The sequence below is a fragment of the Lysobacter auxotrophicus genome, from assembly GCF_027924565.1.
Lineage (GTDB): Bacteria > Pseudomonadota > Gammaproteobacteria > Xanthomonadales > Xanthomonadaceae > Lysobacter_J > Lysobacter_J auxotrophicus.
Window position 1 is genome coordinate 1333465 of the sequence record NZ_AP027041.1, and the last position, 15602, is coordinate 1349066.

14 protein-coding genes are annotated in these 15602 nt (G+C 68.4%); all 14 read left to right on the top strand.

Features of this window, described 5'->3' with window-relative positions:
• Positions 1-5 precede the first annotated feature (5 nt).
• The 14 genes from LA521A_RS06010 to rlmB all read left to right on the top strand — a co-directional run bounded on the left by LA521A_RS06010 (position 6) and on the right by rlmB (position 15516).
• Positions 6-605: a histidine phosphatase family protein gene (locus tag LA521A_RS06010; protein WP_281781419.1), complete on the top strand. Its 600-nt coding sequence runs from the start codon at positions 6-8 to the stop codon at positions 603-605.
• 526 nt (positions 606-1131) lie between these two features.
• Entirely contained in the window at positions 1132-2166 is a 1035-nt protein-coding gene (locus tag LA521A_RS06015) for a UDP-glucuronic acid decarboxylase family protein (protein WP_281781420.1), read from the top strand.
• Positions 2153-3304, top strand: a complete 1152-nt coding sequence (locus tag LA521A_RS06020; RefSeq protein ID WP_281781421.1) for an NAD-dependent epimerase/dehydratase family protein — start codon at positions 2153-2155, stop codon at positions 3302-3304. The genes LA521A_RS06015 and LA521A_RS06020 overlap by 14 nt, the downstream gene beginning before the upstream one ends.
• Entirely contained in the window at positions 3226-4407 is a 1182-nt protein-coding gene (locus LA521A_RS06025; RefSeq protein ID WP_281781422.1) for an SDR family NAD(P)-dependent oxidoreductase, read from the top strand. The genes LA521A_RS06020 and LA521A_RS06025 overlap by 79 nt, the downstream gene beginning before the upstream one ends.
• Entirely contained in the window at positions 4404-5363 is a 960-nt protein-coding gene (locus tag LA521A_RS06030; RefSeq protein WP_281781423.1) for an MDR/zinc-dependent alcohol dehydrogenase-like family protein, read from the top strand. Before LA521A_RS06025 ends, LA521A_RS06030 begins: the two co-directional genes overlap by 4 nt.
• Positions 5360-6373 carry a Gfo/Idh/MocA family protein gene (locus LA521A_RS06035; protein ID WP_281781424.1) on the top strand — a complete coding sequence of 338 codons (1014 nt, stop codon included), beginning with the start codon at positions 5360-5362 and terminating at the stop codon, positions 6371-6373. The genes LA521A_RS06030 and LA521A_RS06035 overlap by 4 nt, the downstream gene beginning before the upstream one ends.
• Positions 6336-7502 carry a glycosyltransferase family 4 protein gene (locus LA521A_RS06040; RefSeq protein WP_281781425.1) on the top strand — a complete coding sequence of 389 codons (1167 nt, stop codon included), beginning with the start codon at positions 6336-6338 and terminating at the stop codon, positions 7500-7502. Before LA521A_RS06035 ends, LA521A_RS06040 begins: the two co-directional genes overlap by 38 nt.
• Positions 7499-8632, top strand: a complete 1134-nt coding sequence (locus LA521A_RS06045) for a CgeB family protein (protein ID WP_281781426.1) — start codon at positions 7499-7501, stop codon at positions 8630-8632. Before LA521A_RS06040 ends, LA521A_RS06045 begins: the two co-directional genes overlap by 4 nt.
• The gene (locus tag LA521A_RS06050; protein WP_281781427.1) at positions 8625-9719 is read left to right on the top strand and encodes a CgeB family protein; all 1095 of its coding nucleotides are present in this window, start codon (positions 8625-8627) and stop codon (positions 9717-9719) included. The genes LA521A_RS06045 and LA521A_RS06050 overlap by 8 nt, the downstream gene beginning before the upstream one ends.
• Positions 9719-10879: a CgeB family protein gene (locus LA521A_RS06055; protein ID WP_281781428.1), complete on the top strand. Its 1161-nt coding sequence runs from the start codon at positions 9719-9721 to the stop codon at positions 10877-10879. The genes LA521A_RS06050 and LA521A_RS06055 overlap by 1 nt, the downstream gene beginning before the upstream one ends.
• A complete protein-coding gene (locus LA521A_RS06060) occupies positions 10842-11120 on the top strand; it encodes a hypothetical protein (protein WP_281781429.1) in 279 nt (92 codons plus the stop codon). Before LA521A_RS06055 ends, LA521A_RS06060 begins: the two co-directional genes overlap by 38 nt.
• A 2-nt stretch (positions 11121-11122) precedes the next feature.
• Positions 11123-11890: a TIGR04290 family methyltransferase gene (locus LA521A_RS06065; protein WP_281781430.1), complete on the top strand. Its 768-nt coding sequence runs from the start codon at positions 11123-11125 to the stop codon at positions 11888-11890.
• A 51-nt stretch (positions 11891-11941) separates the two neighbouring features.
• Entirely contained in the window at positions 11942-14449 is a 2508-nt protein-coding gene (gene rnr, locus LA521A_RS06070) for a ribonuclease R (RefSeq protein WP_425494572.1), read from the top strand.
• Positions 14450-14769: 320 nt separating this feature from the next.
• Positions 14770-15516: a 23S rRNA (guanosine(2251)-2'-O)-methyltransferase RlmB gene (rlmB, locus tag LA521A_RS06075; protein WP_281781431.1), complete on the top strand. Its 747-nt coding sequence runs from the start codon at positions 14770-14772 to the stop codon at positions 15514-15516.
• Positions 15517-15602: the final 86 nt, after the last annotated feature.

A 15602-nucleotide genomic window follows, 5' to 3' on the forward strand; every position in this document is an offset into this window, starting at 1 on the left:
TCGCCATGACCCGCCTGCTGCTCGTCCGCCATGCCAGTACCGATGCCAACGGTGTGCGTCTTGCCGGACGTACCGCCGGAATCGCGCTGAACGAGGAAGGACGCGCCCAGGCGCGATGGCTTGCCGCGCGCCTGGCGAGACTCCCCGTCGCGGCGGTTTACAGCAGTCCGTTGCAACGCGCGATGGAAACCGCTCGATCGATTGCGACGTTAGTGGGATGCGATGTCGAACCTCGTGAAGAATTTCTCGAAATCGAGTTCGGTCGATGGACCGGGCTCGACTTCGCGGAACTCTCGCGCGACGTGCGCTTCGACCGGTTCAACCGTTTCCGCAGCTGTGCGGACGTGCCCGGTGGCGAGAACATGCTGCAGGCGCAGGCGCGCATGGTCGCGGGCCTGTCGCGCGTGCGCGATGGCCATCCGCACGAATGCGTGGTCGTGGTGAGTCATGGCGATCTCATCCGCGCGGCGATTGCGTACTACGCGGGAATCGCGCTCGACATGTTCCAGCGCATCGAGATTGCCACCGGTTCGGTAAGCGAAATCGAACTCGGCGACGACCATGTACGCATCGTGCGAATCAACGAAACCGACGCCAGAGTGTGAAAGCCATGTCGGTCGAGCCCATCCGTTTCTTCTCGCCGGTTTAAAACGCGGCGTGCAAGACTGGCTTCGTACCTGATGGGGCGATCCCTGGAGTCACGAAGCGGAACCGATGACGTGGCAACGTGCCGGTCGCCCATTCCACTCAGGTAATGGAGGTGGACACCGGCTACACATCAGCACGGCATCGAACCCCGTTACTCAGACGGTTCGTGCGCAGACGTTGCATCCTGCACAAGGCTTCCCCGCGGTGATGGCGAACTGATCCGCAGGCAAGCGCGAACCGTCGCCTCGTATTGGACGAGGCCGGTGTTGAGCGTCAGCCGGGCATGCCTGGCGACGACAAGAACGCTACAGCCGCCCGTTACCCGCCGCGCGCAGGACGTGTCATTCCCGTCCGCGCCGGCGGATCAAACAGCCCGACGAAGTGCGCCGTTGCAGTCCGGCGCGGGTTTCGTTCGGCTCCCAGAACACCGGGCCGCCGCGCGCAGCGATGCACGCGGGCACCCGAAGCACATAGGGAACGGATATGGACGGCGTAGAACGGAACAAACACGCGCGGCGCAGGGCGCTGGTGGCCGGTGGCGCGGGATTCCTCGGAGCGCACCTGTGCCGCCGGCTGGTCGAGGACGGTTACGACGTGATCGCGATGGACAGCCTGGTCACCGGGCGGCTGAGCAACCTTGCCGAACTGCTCGACGATGCCATCGGCGAACATCGGCTGCGATTCGTGCGGCACGACGTCACCGAGCCCTTCGATATCGCGTCTTTCGATGCCCGCGCGGACATCGTCTTCAACCTCGCGTGCTGCGCCTCGCCGATCCATTACCAGGCCCAGCCGGTCCATACATTGAAGACGTGCCTGGAAGGCGCATTGAATCTGCTGCAACTGGCGCACCGCAACGGCGCGCGCATTTTCCAGGCTTCCACCAGCGAGGTCTACGGCGAGCCGGAAACGCATCCGCAGAAGGAGGCCTATCGCGGCGCGGTGAGCACTACGGGACCGCGTGCGTGTTACGACGAAGGCAAGCGCTGCGCCGAAACGCTGTTCTTCGACTACCGGCGCCAGCACGGCGTGCAGATCAAGGTCGCGCGCATCTTCAATACGTACGGGCCGTTCATGCGCGAGGACGATGGCCGCGTGGTGTCCAACCTGATCGTGCAGGCACTGCGAGACGAGCCGATGACCATCTACGGGGAAGGACTGCAGACGCGTTCGTTCTGCTACGTCGACGATCTCGTGAACGGCATCATGCGCCTGATGGACACGCCGTCCACGTTCACCGGGCCGGTGAATCTCGGTAATCCGGTGGAAGTCACGGTGCTGGAGCTTGCCGAACGGATCATCGCGCTGACCGGCTCGCGCTCGCGCCTGGTGCGCAAGCCGATACCGACCGACGATCCGACGCGCCGTTGTCCCGACATCTCGCTTGCACGCGCGCAACTGGGGTGGGAGCCGCGCGTCGCACTGGACGACGGCCTGCGGCGCACGATCGCGTGGTTCGCCATGCAGGAAGCCTCGCGCAACGCGCGCGTCCGGGAGGTGGATCGTGACTGCGCATGATCGCGGCAATGGCGGTTCGGCCGCGCGCGGTCGCGTGCTCATCACCGGCGGCGCAGGCTTCGTCGGGTCGCACCTGGCCGATGAGCTGCTGGCCCATGGCTATCAGGTGCGCGTGCTCGACGTGCTCGCCGCGCAGGTGCATGGCGACGACGCACAATGGCCGGGCTACCTGTCCGCCGAAGTCGAACGCATGCAGGGCGACGTGCGCGACGCGGATGCCGTTCGCGCCGCGCTGGAGGACGTGGACCGCGTGTTCCACCTCGCCGCCGCCGTGGGCGTGGGGCAGAGCATGTACGAGATCGAGCATTACACCGACGTCAACAACCGCGGAACGGCCGTGCTGCTCGAAGCGCTGTCGCGTTCGCCGGTGAAGAAGCTGGTGGTGGCCTCGAGCATGAGCGTCTACGGCGAAGGCTTGTACGTCGATGCGGACGGTCGCACCGTCTCGCCATCGGAGCGCGATGCCGACGCGCTGCGCGGTGGCGACTGGGAGCTGCGTGCGGGCGGCAAGCCGCTGACGCCGGTGCCGACGCACGAAGGCAAGCCGCCGATGCCGACGTCGGTTTATGCGCTTTCCAAACTCGATCAGGAACGGTTATGCCTGATCGTCGGGCAGGCATACGGCATTCCGACCACGGCGCTGCGCTTTTTCAACATCTACGGAACGCGGCAGGCGCTGTCCAATCCGTACACCGGCGTGCTGGCGATCTTCGCGGCCCGCTACATGAACGGCAAACCGCCGCGCATCTTCGAGGACGGGCAGCAACGCCGCGATTTCGTGCACGTAAGCGATATCGCGCGCGCGTGCCGCCTCGCGCTGGAATCGGACGACGCAACGGGGCGCGCGATCAACGTCGGCAGCGGCGTGTCGGTATCGATTGCCGATGTCGCGCACGCGATGGCGAAGGCGCTGGACATCGACGACCTGCCGCCGGAGATCACCGGGCAGTTTCGCGTCGGCGACATCCGGCACTGCTTCGCCGATATCACGCTCGCGCGTGAACTGCTCGGTTATGCACCGCGCGTGACGCTCGAACAGGGCCTTGTCGAACTCGTCGAGTGGATGCAGCACCAGCAGGCCGTCGACCGCGTGGATGCGGCCGCGGCCGAACTGGCGAGCCGGGGGCTGCAACGATGAACGCGCGCATGCCTCCCCAGCATCCCAGCCACGACGCACCCGCGCTGATCACCGGCGGCGCCGGCTTCATCGGCACCAACCTCGCGACGCGCCTGCTGGAATCCGGCCGTCGTGTGGTGGTCTTGGACAACCTGTCGCGCCCGGGCGTCGAAGCGAACGCGCATTGGCTGTGGCATCGATTCGGCGACCGCGTCGAGATTCAGGTCGGCGACGTTCGCGATGCCGAACGCGTGCGCGGCCTCGTGGCGAACGCCTCGGAGGTGTTCCATTTCGCGGCGCAGGTCGCGGTGACGTCGAGCTTGATCGATCCGCGCAACGATTTCGATGTCAACCTTGGCGGTACGCTCAACGTGCTCGAAGCCATGCGCGCGCTCGAAGCGCCGCCGTCGCTGGTATTCACCTCGACCAACAAGGTGTACGGCGCGCTGGACGACATCGCGCTGGAGCGCGCCGGCGATCGCTACGCGCCGCGCGATGACGCGTTGGGCGAAGCGGGCGTCGACGAGTCGCGGCCACTGGATTTCCATAGTCCGTACGGCTGTTCGAAAGGCGGCGCGGATCAATACGTGCTCGATTACGCGCGAAGCTTCGGTCTGCCGGCTGCGCTGTTCCGCATGAGTTGCATCTACGGTCCGCATCAGTGCGGCAACGAGGACCAGGGCTGGGTCGCGCATTTCCTGCGTCGGGCGTTGGCGCGCGAGCCGATCACGCTGTATGGCGATGGCCGGCAGGTGCGCGACATCCTGTTCGTCGAGGATCTCGCCGACGCGTTCGTGCGCTGCCAGGCGCGCATGCACGAGCTCGCCGGGCGTGCGTTCAACATGGGCGGCGGGCCGTCGAACGCGCTGAGCCTGCGCGAAGTGCTCGATGTCATCGCCGGGCTGACCGGTCGCGTGCCGCGCATCGAGTACGGCCCGTGGCGCGTCGGCGATCAGCGCTGGTACGTCTCCGATACGCGGGCATTCCGGCGCGCCACGGGTTGGGCGCCGTCGGTCGCCGCGCGAGACGGGATCGGCCGGCTCCACGATTGGCTGCTCGAAACCACGATGCCGCCGCGCGTACATGCGCCGGCCCCGGCGACGTCACGGACGCACGCCGCATGAGCACGATGCGCTCGGCGGTGTTCGACGGGGAGGGGCGCATCCGCGTCGCGCGCACGTCCCGGCCGGAGCCCGGCCACGGCGAGGTGCGTGTGCGGCTGCACGGGTGCGGCGTGTGCGCGTCGAACCTGCCGGTGTGGGCGGGGCGGCCGTGGTTCCAGTATCCCTTCGAGCCCGGCGCGCCCGGGCACGAAGGCTGGGGCGAGATCGACGCGGTGGGCGAGGGCATCGACGACTGGCACAGCGGCGATGTCGTTGCGCTGCTCTCGACGCGCGCGTATGCCGAGTACGACATCGCGCGCGCCGACGCCCTGGCGAAGCTGCCGGTGACGTTCGCCTCGCGCGACCTGCCCGGCGAGCCGCTCGCGTGCGCGATGAACATATGGCGCCGTAGCGACATACGCGCGGGGCAGACCGTTGCGGTGGTCGGCGTCGGTTTCATCGGCGCGTTGCTGGTCCAGTTGGCGACGCGCGCCGGCGCGCGCGTGATCGCGCTGTCGCGGCGTCCGTTCGCACGCGGCGTGGCGCGCAGCTGTGGGGCCGTCGAGGTACTCGAAACCGGTGACGTGCACGCCGCCATCGGCGCGGTGAACGAACTCAGCCCCGGCGGGTGTGCGCGCGTGATCGAAGCCGCCGGCGAACAGGCCACCCTGGACATCGCCAGCGGCATCAGCGCCGAAGGCGGGCGGCTGGTGATCGCCGGCTATCACCAGGACGGCCCGCGGCAGGTCGACATGCAGCAGTGGAACTGGCGCGGGCTGGACGTGATCAATGCGCACGAGCGCGATCCCGCCGTGGCCGCACGCGGACTGCGCGAGGCGATGGATGCAGTGGAGCACGGACGCATCGACCCGTTCGCGCTCATCACCCATCGCTTCGCGCTCGATCGCATCGGCGACGCCTTCCAGACCCTGTCGTCGCGGCCCGACGGCTTCCTCAAAGCGGCGGTACTCGCATGAACGCGCGGCTCCAACCCGCGGCACGCGCGCCCCGCCTGGGCTTCCTCGGGCTCGGCTGGATTGGCTGCCAGCGCATGCAGGTGCTCGCCGGGAGCGGCATCGCGAGCATCGGCGCGATCGCCGACAGCAACCCCGACTGCCTCGCGCGTGCGGCGCCCAGCGCGCCCGACGCGCGCCAGTGCCGCAACCTCGACGAACTGCTGGCGATGGACGAGCTGGACGGCGTGGTGATCGCCACCCCGAGCGGCGCGCATGCCGTGCAGGCCATCGCGGCGCTCGACCGGGGCCTCGCGGTGTTCTGCCAGAAACCGCTGACGCGCACCGCGCTGGAAGCCAGGCAGGTCGTGGATGCCGCGCGCCGCGCCGATCGCCTGCTCGAAGTCGACTTCAGCTACCGCTATCTGGACGGCGTCGCGGATCTGCGCGAGCGCATGCAACGCGGGGAGTTCGGCGACATCCACGCGATCGATCTGGTGTTCCACAACGCGTACGGTCCCGACAAGCCGTGGTTCTACGATCTGTCGCAATCCGGCGGTGGGTGCGTGATGGACCTGGGCATCCATCTGGTCGACCTGGCGCAGTGGATGTGCGGCGCGGCGGGGCACTCGCAGCTGTCCGCGATGCTGCAGGCGGCGGGGCGTCCGCTGCATGCGCCACAGCGCGAAGTGGAGGACTACGCAACCGCGCAATGGCGGCTCGACAACAACGCGAGCGTGCGCATGGCGTGCTCGTGGCGGTTGCACGCGGGACGCGACGCGGTGATCGAAGCGGCGTTCTACGGAACCCGCGGCGGCGCGGCGATCCGCAATGTCACCGGCTCGTTCTACGACTTCACCGTCGACGTGTTCGACGGCACGCGGTCGACGCGCACCGCCTCGCCGCCGGATGCGTGGGGCGGCCGCACGCTGATCGAATGGGCGCGCCGCGTGGGCGCCGGAGAAGGTTTCGACCCGCAGGCCGAGTCGCTCGTCGGTGTCGCACGCACGGTGGACGCGATCTATGGCCGCTGAGCGACTGCGCATCCTGATGACCGCCGACACCGTCGGCGGCGTGTGGACGTTCGCGATGGAACTGTGCGCCCAGCTGTGCGCGCGTGGCGATCGTGTGCTGCTCGCCGCGACGGGTCGCGAACCCGATGCCGGTCAGCGTGCGCAGGCGGAACGAATCGACGGGCTCCGGTTGCACGCGCGGCCGTACAAGCTGGTGTGGATGCCCGAACCCTGGCGCGACCTGCGCGCCACCGGTGCCTGGCTGCGCCGCCTCGCGCGCGGGTTCCGGCCCGACGTCGTGCATCTGAACGATCTGTCGCAGGGCGATGCTGGTTGGGAGCCGCCGGTGATCGTGTCGGCGCACTCGTGCGTCTGCTCGTGGTGGCGCGCGGTGCACGGCGAGGCCGCGCCGCCGTCGTGGGATCGCTATCGACAGCACGTCGGCGCGACCCTGCGTGCGGCGGATCGCGTCGTCGCGCCGACGCGCGCGATGCTCGACGCGCTCATGCGCGAGCACGGTGCGCTGCCCGCGTCGGAGGTCATCCATAACGGACGGAGCGCGGCCGGGCTCGTCACGGACAAGTCGCCCGTCGTGTTCGCGGCCGGCCGGCTGTGGGACGCGGCGAAGAACCTGAGCGCGTTGGCGGCGATCGCCCCCGATCTGCCGTGGCCGGTCTGCATCGCCGGCGATGCACGGCATCCTGGCGAGGGGCGCACGACGACGTTCGACAACGTCGACCTATTGGGCCCACTCGGCAGCGAGGCCGTGCGCGAACTCATGGCGCGCGCCGCGATCTACGCCTTGCCGGCGCGTTATGAACCGTTCGGTCTGTCCGCGCTGGAAGCCGCGCAGGCTGGATGCGCGCTGGTGCTCGGCGATGTGCCGAGCCTGCGCGAAGTGTGGGGCGATGCCGCGATGTTCGTTCCGCCGGACGATGCCGGTGCGTTACGCGACGCACTGCTGCGCCTGATCACCGACGTGGCGGCGCGCGACGCGTTGGCAAGGGCGGCGCAACGGCGCGCGGCACGCTACACGCCCGACGCGATGGCGAGTCGCTATCGCGACGCCTACTTCGAACTGCTCGACGCCCGCCGGACGCCATCGAGGCGTGCGGATTCCGCCTCCATCGAAACAGGAGCGCATGCATGAAGTTCGTCCTGTTCTACCACTCGCTCGTGTCCGACTGGAACCACGGAAACGCACATTTCCTGCGCGGCATCGTGGCCGAACTGCAATCGCGGGGCGATGAGGTGCACGTCTTCGAGCCCGACGACGCGTGGAGCGTGACGCAGCTGGTCGCCGACCACGGCCAGAAGGCCATCGCCGATTGGCAGGCGCGCTATCCGCAGCTGCGCAGCCATCGCTATCGCCGCGACCGGTTCGATGTGGAACAGGCGCTGGACGGTGCCGATGTGGCGATCGTGCACGAATGGAACGAGCCGGCGCTGGTGGCCAGCGTAGGGAAAGCCGCGCCGCCGTCGTGCCGCGTGTTCTTTCACGACACGCACCATCGCAGCGTGAGCGCGCCGGCGGAGATGGCCCGCTACGAGCTGCACGATTACGACGGCGTGCTCGCATTCGGCGAAGCCGTTCGGCAGCGTTACCTCGAGAACGCGTGGTGCGATCGCGCATTCACCTGGCACGAAGCCGCGGATGTGCGCGTGTTCCATCCACGACGCAAGCCCGACGTGCCCGACGGCGACCTGGTCTGGATCGGCAACTGGGGCGACGACGAGCGCGAGACGGAGCTTCGCGAATTCCTGATCGAACCGGTGCGGGCGCTGGGCCTGCGGGCGCGGCTGCACGGCGTGCGCTATCCCGCGCATGCGCTGGCGATGCTGCGCGATGCCGGTATCGATTACCGCGGTTGGTTGCCGAACTGGCGCGCGCCGGAGGTGTTCGCGCGCTTCAGGGCGACCGTCCACGTGCCGCGACGCCCGTACGTGCGGCTGCTGCCCGGCATCCCGACCATCCGCGTATTCGAGGCCCTGGCCTGCGGCATCCCGCTGGTGAGCGCGCCCTGGGACGACGCCGAACACCTGTTCGCACCGGGCCGCGATTTCCTCGTCGCGCGCGATGGCGCGCAGATGCGCGATCACCTTCGCATGCTCGTCGAGGATGCGTCCGCGGCCGAGGAACTCGCCGCGCATGGTCTGGCCACCGTGCTTGCGCGCCACACCTGCGGGCATCGCGTCGACGAGCTGCTTTCGATTGCCTCGTCGTTGGACGCGTCATCGCACCCCCTTGCATCCGCCTCCCGGAGTGTCTCCCATGCCTAGCCCCCTTCGCATCGCCTTCTTCGGTTCCAGCCTCGTGTCGTCGTACTGGAACGGCGCGGCCACCTACTACCGTGGCATCGTGCGTGCGCTGCACCAGCGTGGCCACCGTGTCACGTTCTTCGAGCCCGACGCGTTCGAGCGGCAACAGCATCGCGACATCGAAGACCCGGAGTGGGCGCAGATGGTCGTGTATCCGGCGCACGGCGAAGCCGACGCCGCGCGTGCCCTCGAACAGGCGCGCGGCGCGGACCTGGTGGTGAAGGCCAGTGGCGTGGGGGTGTTCGACGAGTTCCTAGAACGCGAGGTGCTGGCGCTGCGTTCGCCATCGACGTGGGTCGCGTTCTGGGACGTCGATGCACCGGCGACGCTGGAGCGCATGCTCGCCGATCCCGGCGATGCGCTGCGTGCCCACGTGCCGAGCTACGACCTCGTGCTGACCTACGGCGGCGGACAGCGCGTGATCGATGCGTACCTCGGCCTCGGCGCGCGCGAATGCGTGCCCATCTACAACGCGCTGGACCCGGACACGCATCATCCAGTGCCGATCGACCACCGGTTCGCGGCTGACCTGGGATTTCTCGGAAATCGCCTTCCCGATCGCGAGGAACGCGTACACCGTTTCTTCTTCGACGCGGCGCGCAAGGCGCCCGAATTCGATTACCTGCTCGGCGGCAGCGGGTGGGACGACGTCGAGCTTCCGACCAATGTCACCCGCATCGGGCATGTGTCCACGCGCGATCACAACGCATTCAACTGCAGCTCGCACATGGTGCTCAACATCAATCGCGACAGCATGGCGCGCTTCGGGTTTTCGCCACCGACGCGCGTGTTCGAGGCCGCGGGGGCGGGCGCCTGCCTGATGACCGATGCGTGGGACGGCATCGAGATGTTTCTCGAACCCGGGCGCGAGGTGCTGATCGCCGACAGCGCCGAGCAGGTCAACCAGCACCTTCGCGCGATCGGACCGGTGCTTGCGCGCCAGATCGGCGAGCGCGCGCGTGCGCGCATGCTGCGCGAACACACCTACGCGCATCGCGTCGTCCAGCTCGAATCGCTGCTGGAGGCGCGCCTGCGCGCGGCGGCGTGATGGGCGCGCCGCTCGACATCGTGGTGATCGGCCTGAGCCTGCGTTCGGCGTGGGGCAACGGACATTCGACGACCTATCGCGCCCTGCTCGGTGCATTGCAGGCGCGCGGGGATCGGGTGCTGTTTTTGGAGCGCGACGTGCCGTGGTACGCGCAGAACCAGGACGCGGCGAGCGATCTGCCGGGGCGGCTCGCGCTGTATGCCAGCCTCGACGAACTGTGCGATCGCCACGCGGACGACGTCGCGAACGCGGACCTGGTGATCGTCGGTTCGTACGTGCCGCAGGGCATCGAGGTCGGCCGGTGGGCGCAGCGCACCGCGCGCGGGATCGTCGCGTTCTACGACATCGACACGCCGGTCACGCTGGCGGCGCTCGCGCAGGGACGCTGCGGGTACCTGGATGCGCAGACGATCGCCGGCTACGACCTGTATCTGTCCTTCAGCGGCGGTCCCGCGCTGGAGACGCTGCAGGAGCGACACGGCGCGCAGGTGGCCGTGCCGCTGTACTGCTCGGCCGATCCGAAGCGCTATTTCCCGGAAGAGCGCGAGGCCGCCTACGACCTGGGCTACATGGGCACCTACAGCGACGATCGCCAGCCCGTGCTCGATCGCCTGCTGCTGCAGCCCGCGCGCACGTGGAACGACGGCCGGTTCGTCGTGGCCGGTCCGCAATACCCCGAAACGGTTGGATGGCCGCCCAATGTCGAGCGCATCGAACACCTGCCGCCTTCGGAGCATCGCGCGTTCTACAACCGGCAGCGCTTCACGCTGAACGTCACCCGCGCCGACATGGTCGCGATGGGGTTCTCGCCGAGCGTTCGCCTGTTCGAGGCGGCCGCGTGCGGAACGCCCATCGTGTCGGATCCGTGGACGGGGCTGGACGCGCTGTTCGAGCCGGACAAGGAAATCCTCATCGCGCATTCCGGCGCGCAGGTCGCGCACTGGCTGCAACGCATTCCCGACCCGATGCGACGGCGCATCGGCCACGCCGCGCGCGCACGTTTCCTCGCCGAGCACACGCCGGCGCATCGCGCGCAATCGCTTCACACGTATTTCGAACGCGCGGCCGCATGGCGTTCGCGCACCACGCCGCCACGCCTTTCCGGCAACAGGAGGACATCGCATGAGCCGTCATTCGTCCCACCAGACCACCGATCATGACCGCATCCGCCGCTGGGTGGAGGAACGCGACGGCAGCCCGGCCACCGTGCGCGGCACCGCCGAACGCGGCGAGGAAGCGGGGCTGTTGCGGATCATGTTCCGCGACGACGAAGACCTGGAGGAGATCGAGTGGGAGGACTTCTTCGAGAAGTTCGACGAGGAGAAGCTCGCCTTCCTCTACCAGGACAAGACGGCGGACGGCGAGGTGAGCCGTTTCTTCAAGTTCGTGCAGCGGGAATGAACATGGATGCGCGCGCACCGGGCAGCGTCGAATCGGCGATCCGCGATCTGGGCCCCTGGTTCCACAACCTGCATCTGCCGGGCGGCGTGCAGACCGCTCCGCACCACGAATACGGGGATTTCCCCGCGTTCAAATGGCGGCAGATCGCGCCGCACATTCCCGAAGACCTGCATGGCGCGACGGTGCTCGACATCGGGTGCAATGCGGGTTTCTACAGTTTCGAACTGGCCCGGCGGGGCGCGCGGGTGACGGCGATCGACATCGATCCGCATTACCTCCAACAGGCCCGCTGGGCGGCGGCACAGTACGGCCTGGACGACCGCATCGAGTTCCGGCGCATGCAGGTCTACGAGGTCGCCGACCTGCCGGGCCGGTTCGACTGGGTATGGCTGATGGGCGTGCTGTACCACCTGCGCCACCCCTTGCTCGCGCTGGACCTGGTGCGGCGCAAGGCGGCCGATCGCATGGTGCTGCAGACCATGACGATGCCGGAGACCGAACAGGTCCACACGCCGCCCGACGTGGGCCTGGGCGAGCGCGACCTGCTGCGCGCGCAGGGCTGGCCGCGCATGGCCTTCATCGAGCATCGGCTTGCGGGCGATCCCACCAACTGGTGGGCGCCCAACGATGCGTGCGTGCTGGCGATGCTGCGAAGCTCGGGCTTCTCGATCGAACGCCAGCTCACGCACGAAACCTGGATCTGTCGCGCTGACGGCGAGCCGGACGGTTTCGTCCGGCGCGAGCTGGAGGCCATCCTAGCGCGGCGCTGACCCGGCGCCGCCAAGACGCCGCATTCATGCGGATGTGCGACCATGCGCGGCATGAAGAAAAAAGCCTCAGGCGCATCGAAATCCGGCTCGAAATCGGGCTTCTCCAAGGCAGGCTCGTCGAAGGCGGGCTCATCGAAGGCAGGCCCGCGCGGCGGCAAGGGCGGCGGCAAGCCCGGCGCCGGCAAGGCGACATCCGGCACGACCGGCAAGTTCGCCAGCGGATCCGGTGGGCGCAAGGCACCGCCGGCACGCCCTGGCTGGATGCCCGAACCGCCACCGCCGGCGCATCGCGGTCGCGGCGGTGCCGCATCGGGTTTCCATGATCCTTACGCCGCACGCGAGGCCGCACGTTACGAGCAGCCCATCGCCAGTCGCGAAATGATCCTGCAGTTGCTGGTGCAGGCCGATGGCCCGCTGTCGGCCGACGAGCTCGCGCAACGTCTCGGTCTGACCGAGGAAAGCCGCTTCGACGCGCTGGGCAAGCGCCTGGGCGCGATGGTGCGCGACGGCCAGTTGCTGCGTAACCGCATGGGCGAGTTCCTGCCGGCGCAGCAGCTCGATCTGATCCCCGGCGTGGTGATCGCCAATCCCGACGGTTTCGGCTTCCTCCGACCGGAATCGGGCGGCGGCGACGACCTGTTCCTGCCGCCGATGGAAATGCGCAAGGCGATGCACGGCGACCGCGTGCTCGCGCGCGTCACCGGCGTGGACCGTCGCGGCCGTCGCGAAGGCGCGATCCTGCGCGTGCTCGAACGCCGCCTCAATCGCCTCATCGGCCGCTTCTGCCTGGAAGCCGGCATCAGCTACGTCGTGCCCGACGACCGGCGCATCCAGCGCAACGTGCAGGTGCCGCCGGACGAGCGACTGGGCGCGCAGAACGGCCAGCTGGTCGTGGTGGAACTGATCGAGGCGCCGGACGAGCACGGCCCGCAGCGCACGCCGATCGGCCGCGTGCTCGCGGTGCTGGGCGATCGCCTCACCGCGTCGCTGGCGGTGCAGGCGGCGATCCACGGCCACGAGATCCCGCACGAATTCCCGCAGGCCGTGCTCGACGAAGCCAGCGACGTGCCGCTCACCGTGCCGGAGGAAATCGCCGCGCAGCGCGTGGACCTGCGCGAGCTGCCGCTGGTCACCATCGACGGCGAGGACGCGAAGGACTTCGACGATGCGGTGTATTGCGAGACCAATCGCAACGGTTTCCGCCTCGTCGTCGCCATCGCCGACGTCTCGCATTACGTGCGCCCCGGCACGCCGCTGGACGACGAAGCGCAGAAGCGCGCCACCTCGGTGTACTTCCCCGGTTTCGTCGTGCCGATGCTGCCGGAGACGCTGTCCAACGGCATCTGCTCGTTGAACCCGAAGGTCGACCGTCTGTGCTTCGTCTGCGACATGCAGATCGATCGCGAAGGCGAAGTCACCAGGTCGAAGTTCTACGAAGCGGTGATGAACTCGCACGCGCGCCTCACCTACACGCAGGTGTGGAATGCGGTCGGCGACGACGTGCGCGAGGAAGACAGGGAGGAGGCGATCGAGCGCATCGGCTCGCTGATGCCCAACGTCGAGCGGCTGCACCAGCTGTACCAGATCCTCGCCAAGGCGCGCGAGCGCCGCGGCGCGATCGAATTCGAATCCAGCGAAGTGCGCTTCGTGCTCGGCCCGAAGGGCGAGGTCGTGCAGGCCGGCATGCTCCAGCGCAACGACGCGCACAAGCTGATCGAGGAATGCATGATCGCCGCGAACGTGGAGGCGGCGAAGTACCTGATGGCGAAGCACGTGCCGTCGCCGTTCCGCATCCACGAGCGCCCGCCGGAGCAGAAGTACGCCGACCTGCTGGAATTCCTGAAGGAGTTCAAGCTGCGCATGCCGCCGTGGAATCGCGTCGAGCCGCGCGATTTCACCGCGCTGCTGAAGAAGATCCGCGAGCGCCCCGATGCGGCGCTGATCGAGTCGGTGCTGCTGCGCAGCCAGTCGCTGGCGGTGTATTCGCCGGAAAACGTCGGCCATTTCGGCCTGGCGCTGGAGGCGTACACGCACTTCACCTCGCCGATCCGTCGCTATCCCGATCTGCTGGTGCATCGCGCGATCAAGTACGCGCTGACCGGCGGGCGTCCCGAGAAGTACCGCTATTCGCCCAGCGAAATGGCCGCGCTCACGCTGCAGTGTTCCGAACGCGAGCGCCGTGCCGACGAAGCCGAGCGCGAAGTCGACGAGCGTTACCGCGCCGCGTGGATGGAACAGCACGTCGGCGGCGAGTTCGACGGCGTGATCAGCGGCGTCACCAGTTTCGGCCTGTTCGTCGAGCTGGTCGACTCGAAGGTGACCGGCATGGTCCACGTCACGCAGCTGCCGCACGACTATTACCAGTTCGATCCGATCCGCAAGACGCTGTCGGGCGAGCGCGCCGGCCGCGAGTTCCGCCTCGGCGATCGCGTGCGCATCGTGGTGATGAAGGCCAGCGTCGAGGACCGCAAGATCGACTTCAAGCTGGTCGAGGACCGCGGCGTGAAGCCGCTGCCGCCGCGCGGGCAGCCGGCCAAGCGGGTGAAGCAGAAGTACTGAGGCAGATAGCCTCGCGGGTTTGCTCCCTCCCCTGCTTGCAGGGGAGGGTTGGGGAGGGGTGAAGCGCCGTGCGATGGCGCTTGCTGCCGACGTGACGCTTCTCCGGGTGCGCTTCGCTTACCCGGGCTACAAATGCGGTGAGCGGCGCGCCTCGGAACGCCTTGCCCAATCGGGCCGATCCGTTCAGGAATACCGGTCGTGCGCCACCCAGGCCCCCAATCCGCGACCTTCCGCACAAAACACTGGACCGCCGCCCCCGGCCGGCCCGACGATACGGACCTTCTGGCGCCCGCCCGGCGCCCCGCAATTCCGGAACCCCCATGAGCCAGAAACAATGGATCGCCGGCATCAATGCCGTGTCGGCGGCGCTCGAACACGATGCCGAACACGTGCGCGAGGTGCTGATCGAGGCCGGCGCCAAGAATCCGCGCATCACCGAGATCGAGAGCAACGCGCGCCGTCTCGACATCGACGTGCGCCGCGTCGCGACGCAGGCGCTGGACGGCGTGGTCGGCAACCTGCGCCACCAGGGCGTGGTCGCGCGCTACGCCGCGGCGAAGACGTGGAACGAGAACGAGCTCGAAGCGCTGGTCGAAGGCGCGGAAGGTCGCGCGTTGCTGCTGCTCCTGGACGGCGTTCAGGACCCGCACAACCTGGGCGCATGCCTGCGCAGCGCGGCCGCGGCCGGTGCGACGGCGGTGATCATCCCGAAAGACAAGTCGGTGCAGGTCAACGCCACCGTGCGCAAGACGTCCGCGGGCGCGGCCGACAGCGTGGCCGTGATCCCGGTGACCAATCTCGCGCGCACGATGCGCGATCTGCAGAAACTCGGCGTGTGGCTGTACGGCCTGGCGGGTGAGGCGGACACGTCGCTGTATTCGCTGGACCTGAAGGGCAACGTCGGCCTGGTGCTCGGCGGCGAGGCCGATGGCCTGCGCCGCCTGACGCGCGAGAACTGCGACCAGCTGGTGCGCATCCCGATGCCGGGCGGCGACAGCGTCGAAAGCCTGAATGTTTCCGTCGCCGCGGGCGTCACCCTGTTCGAAGCGGTGCGCCAGCGGGCTTGAGCGCGGGCGAACGGGGCCGTTAACGCCTGCGGGAACGAGATTCGGGGTCGCGATGGGGGCTACGCAAACACGGGGAGAACGCCGCG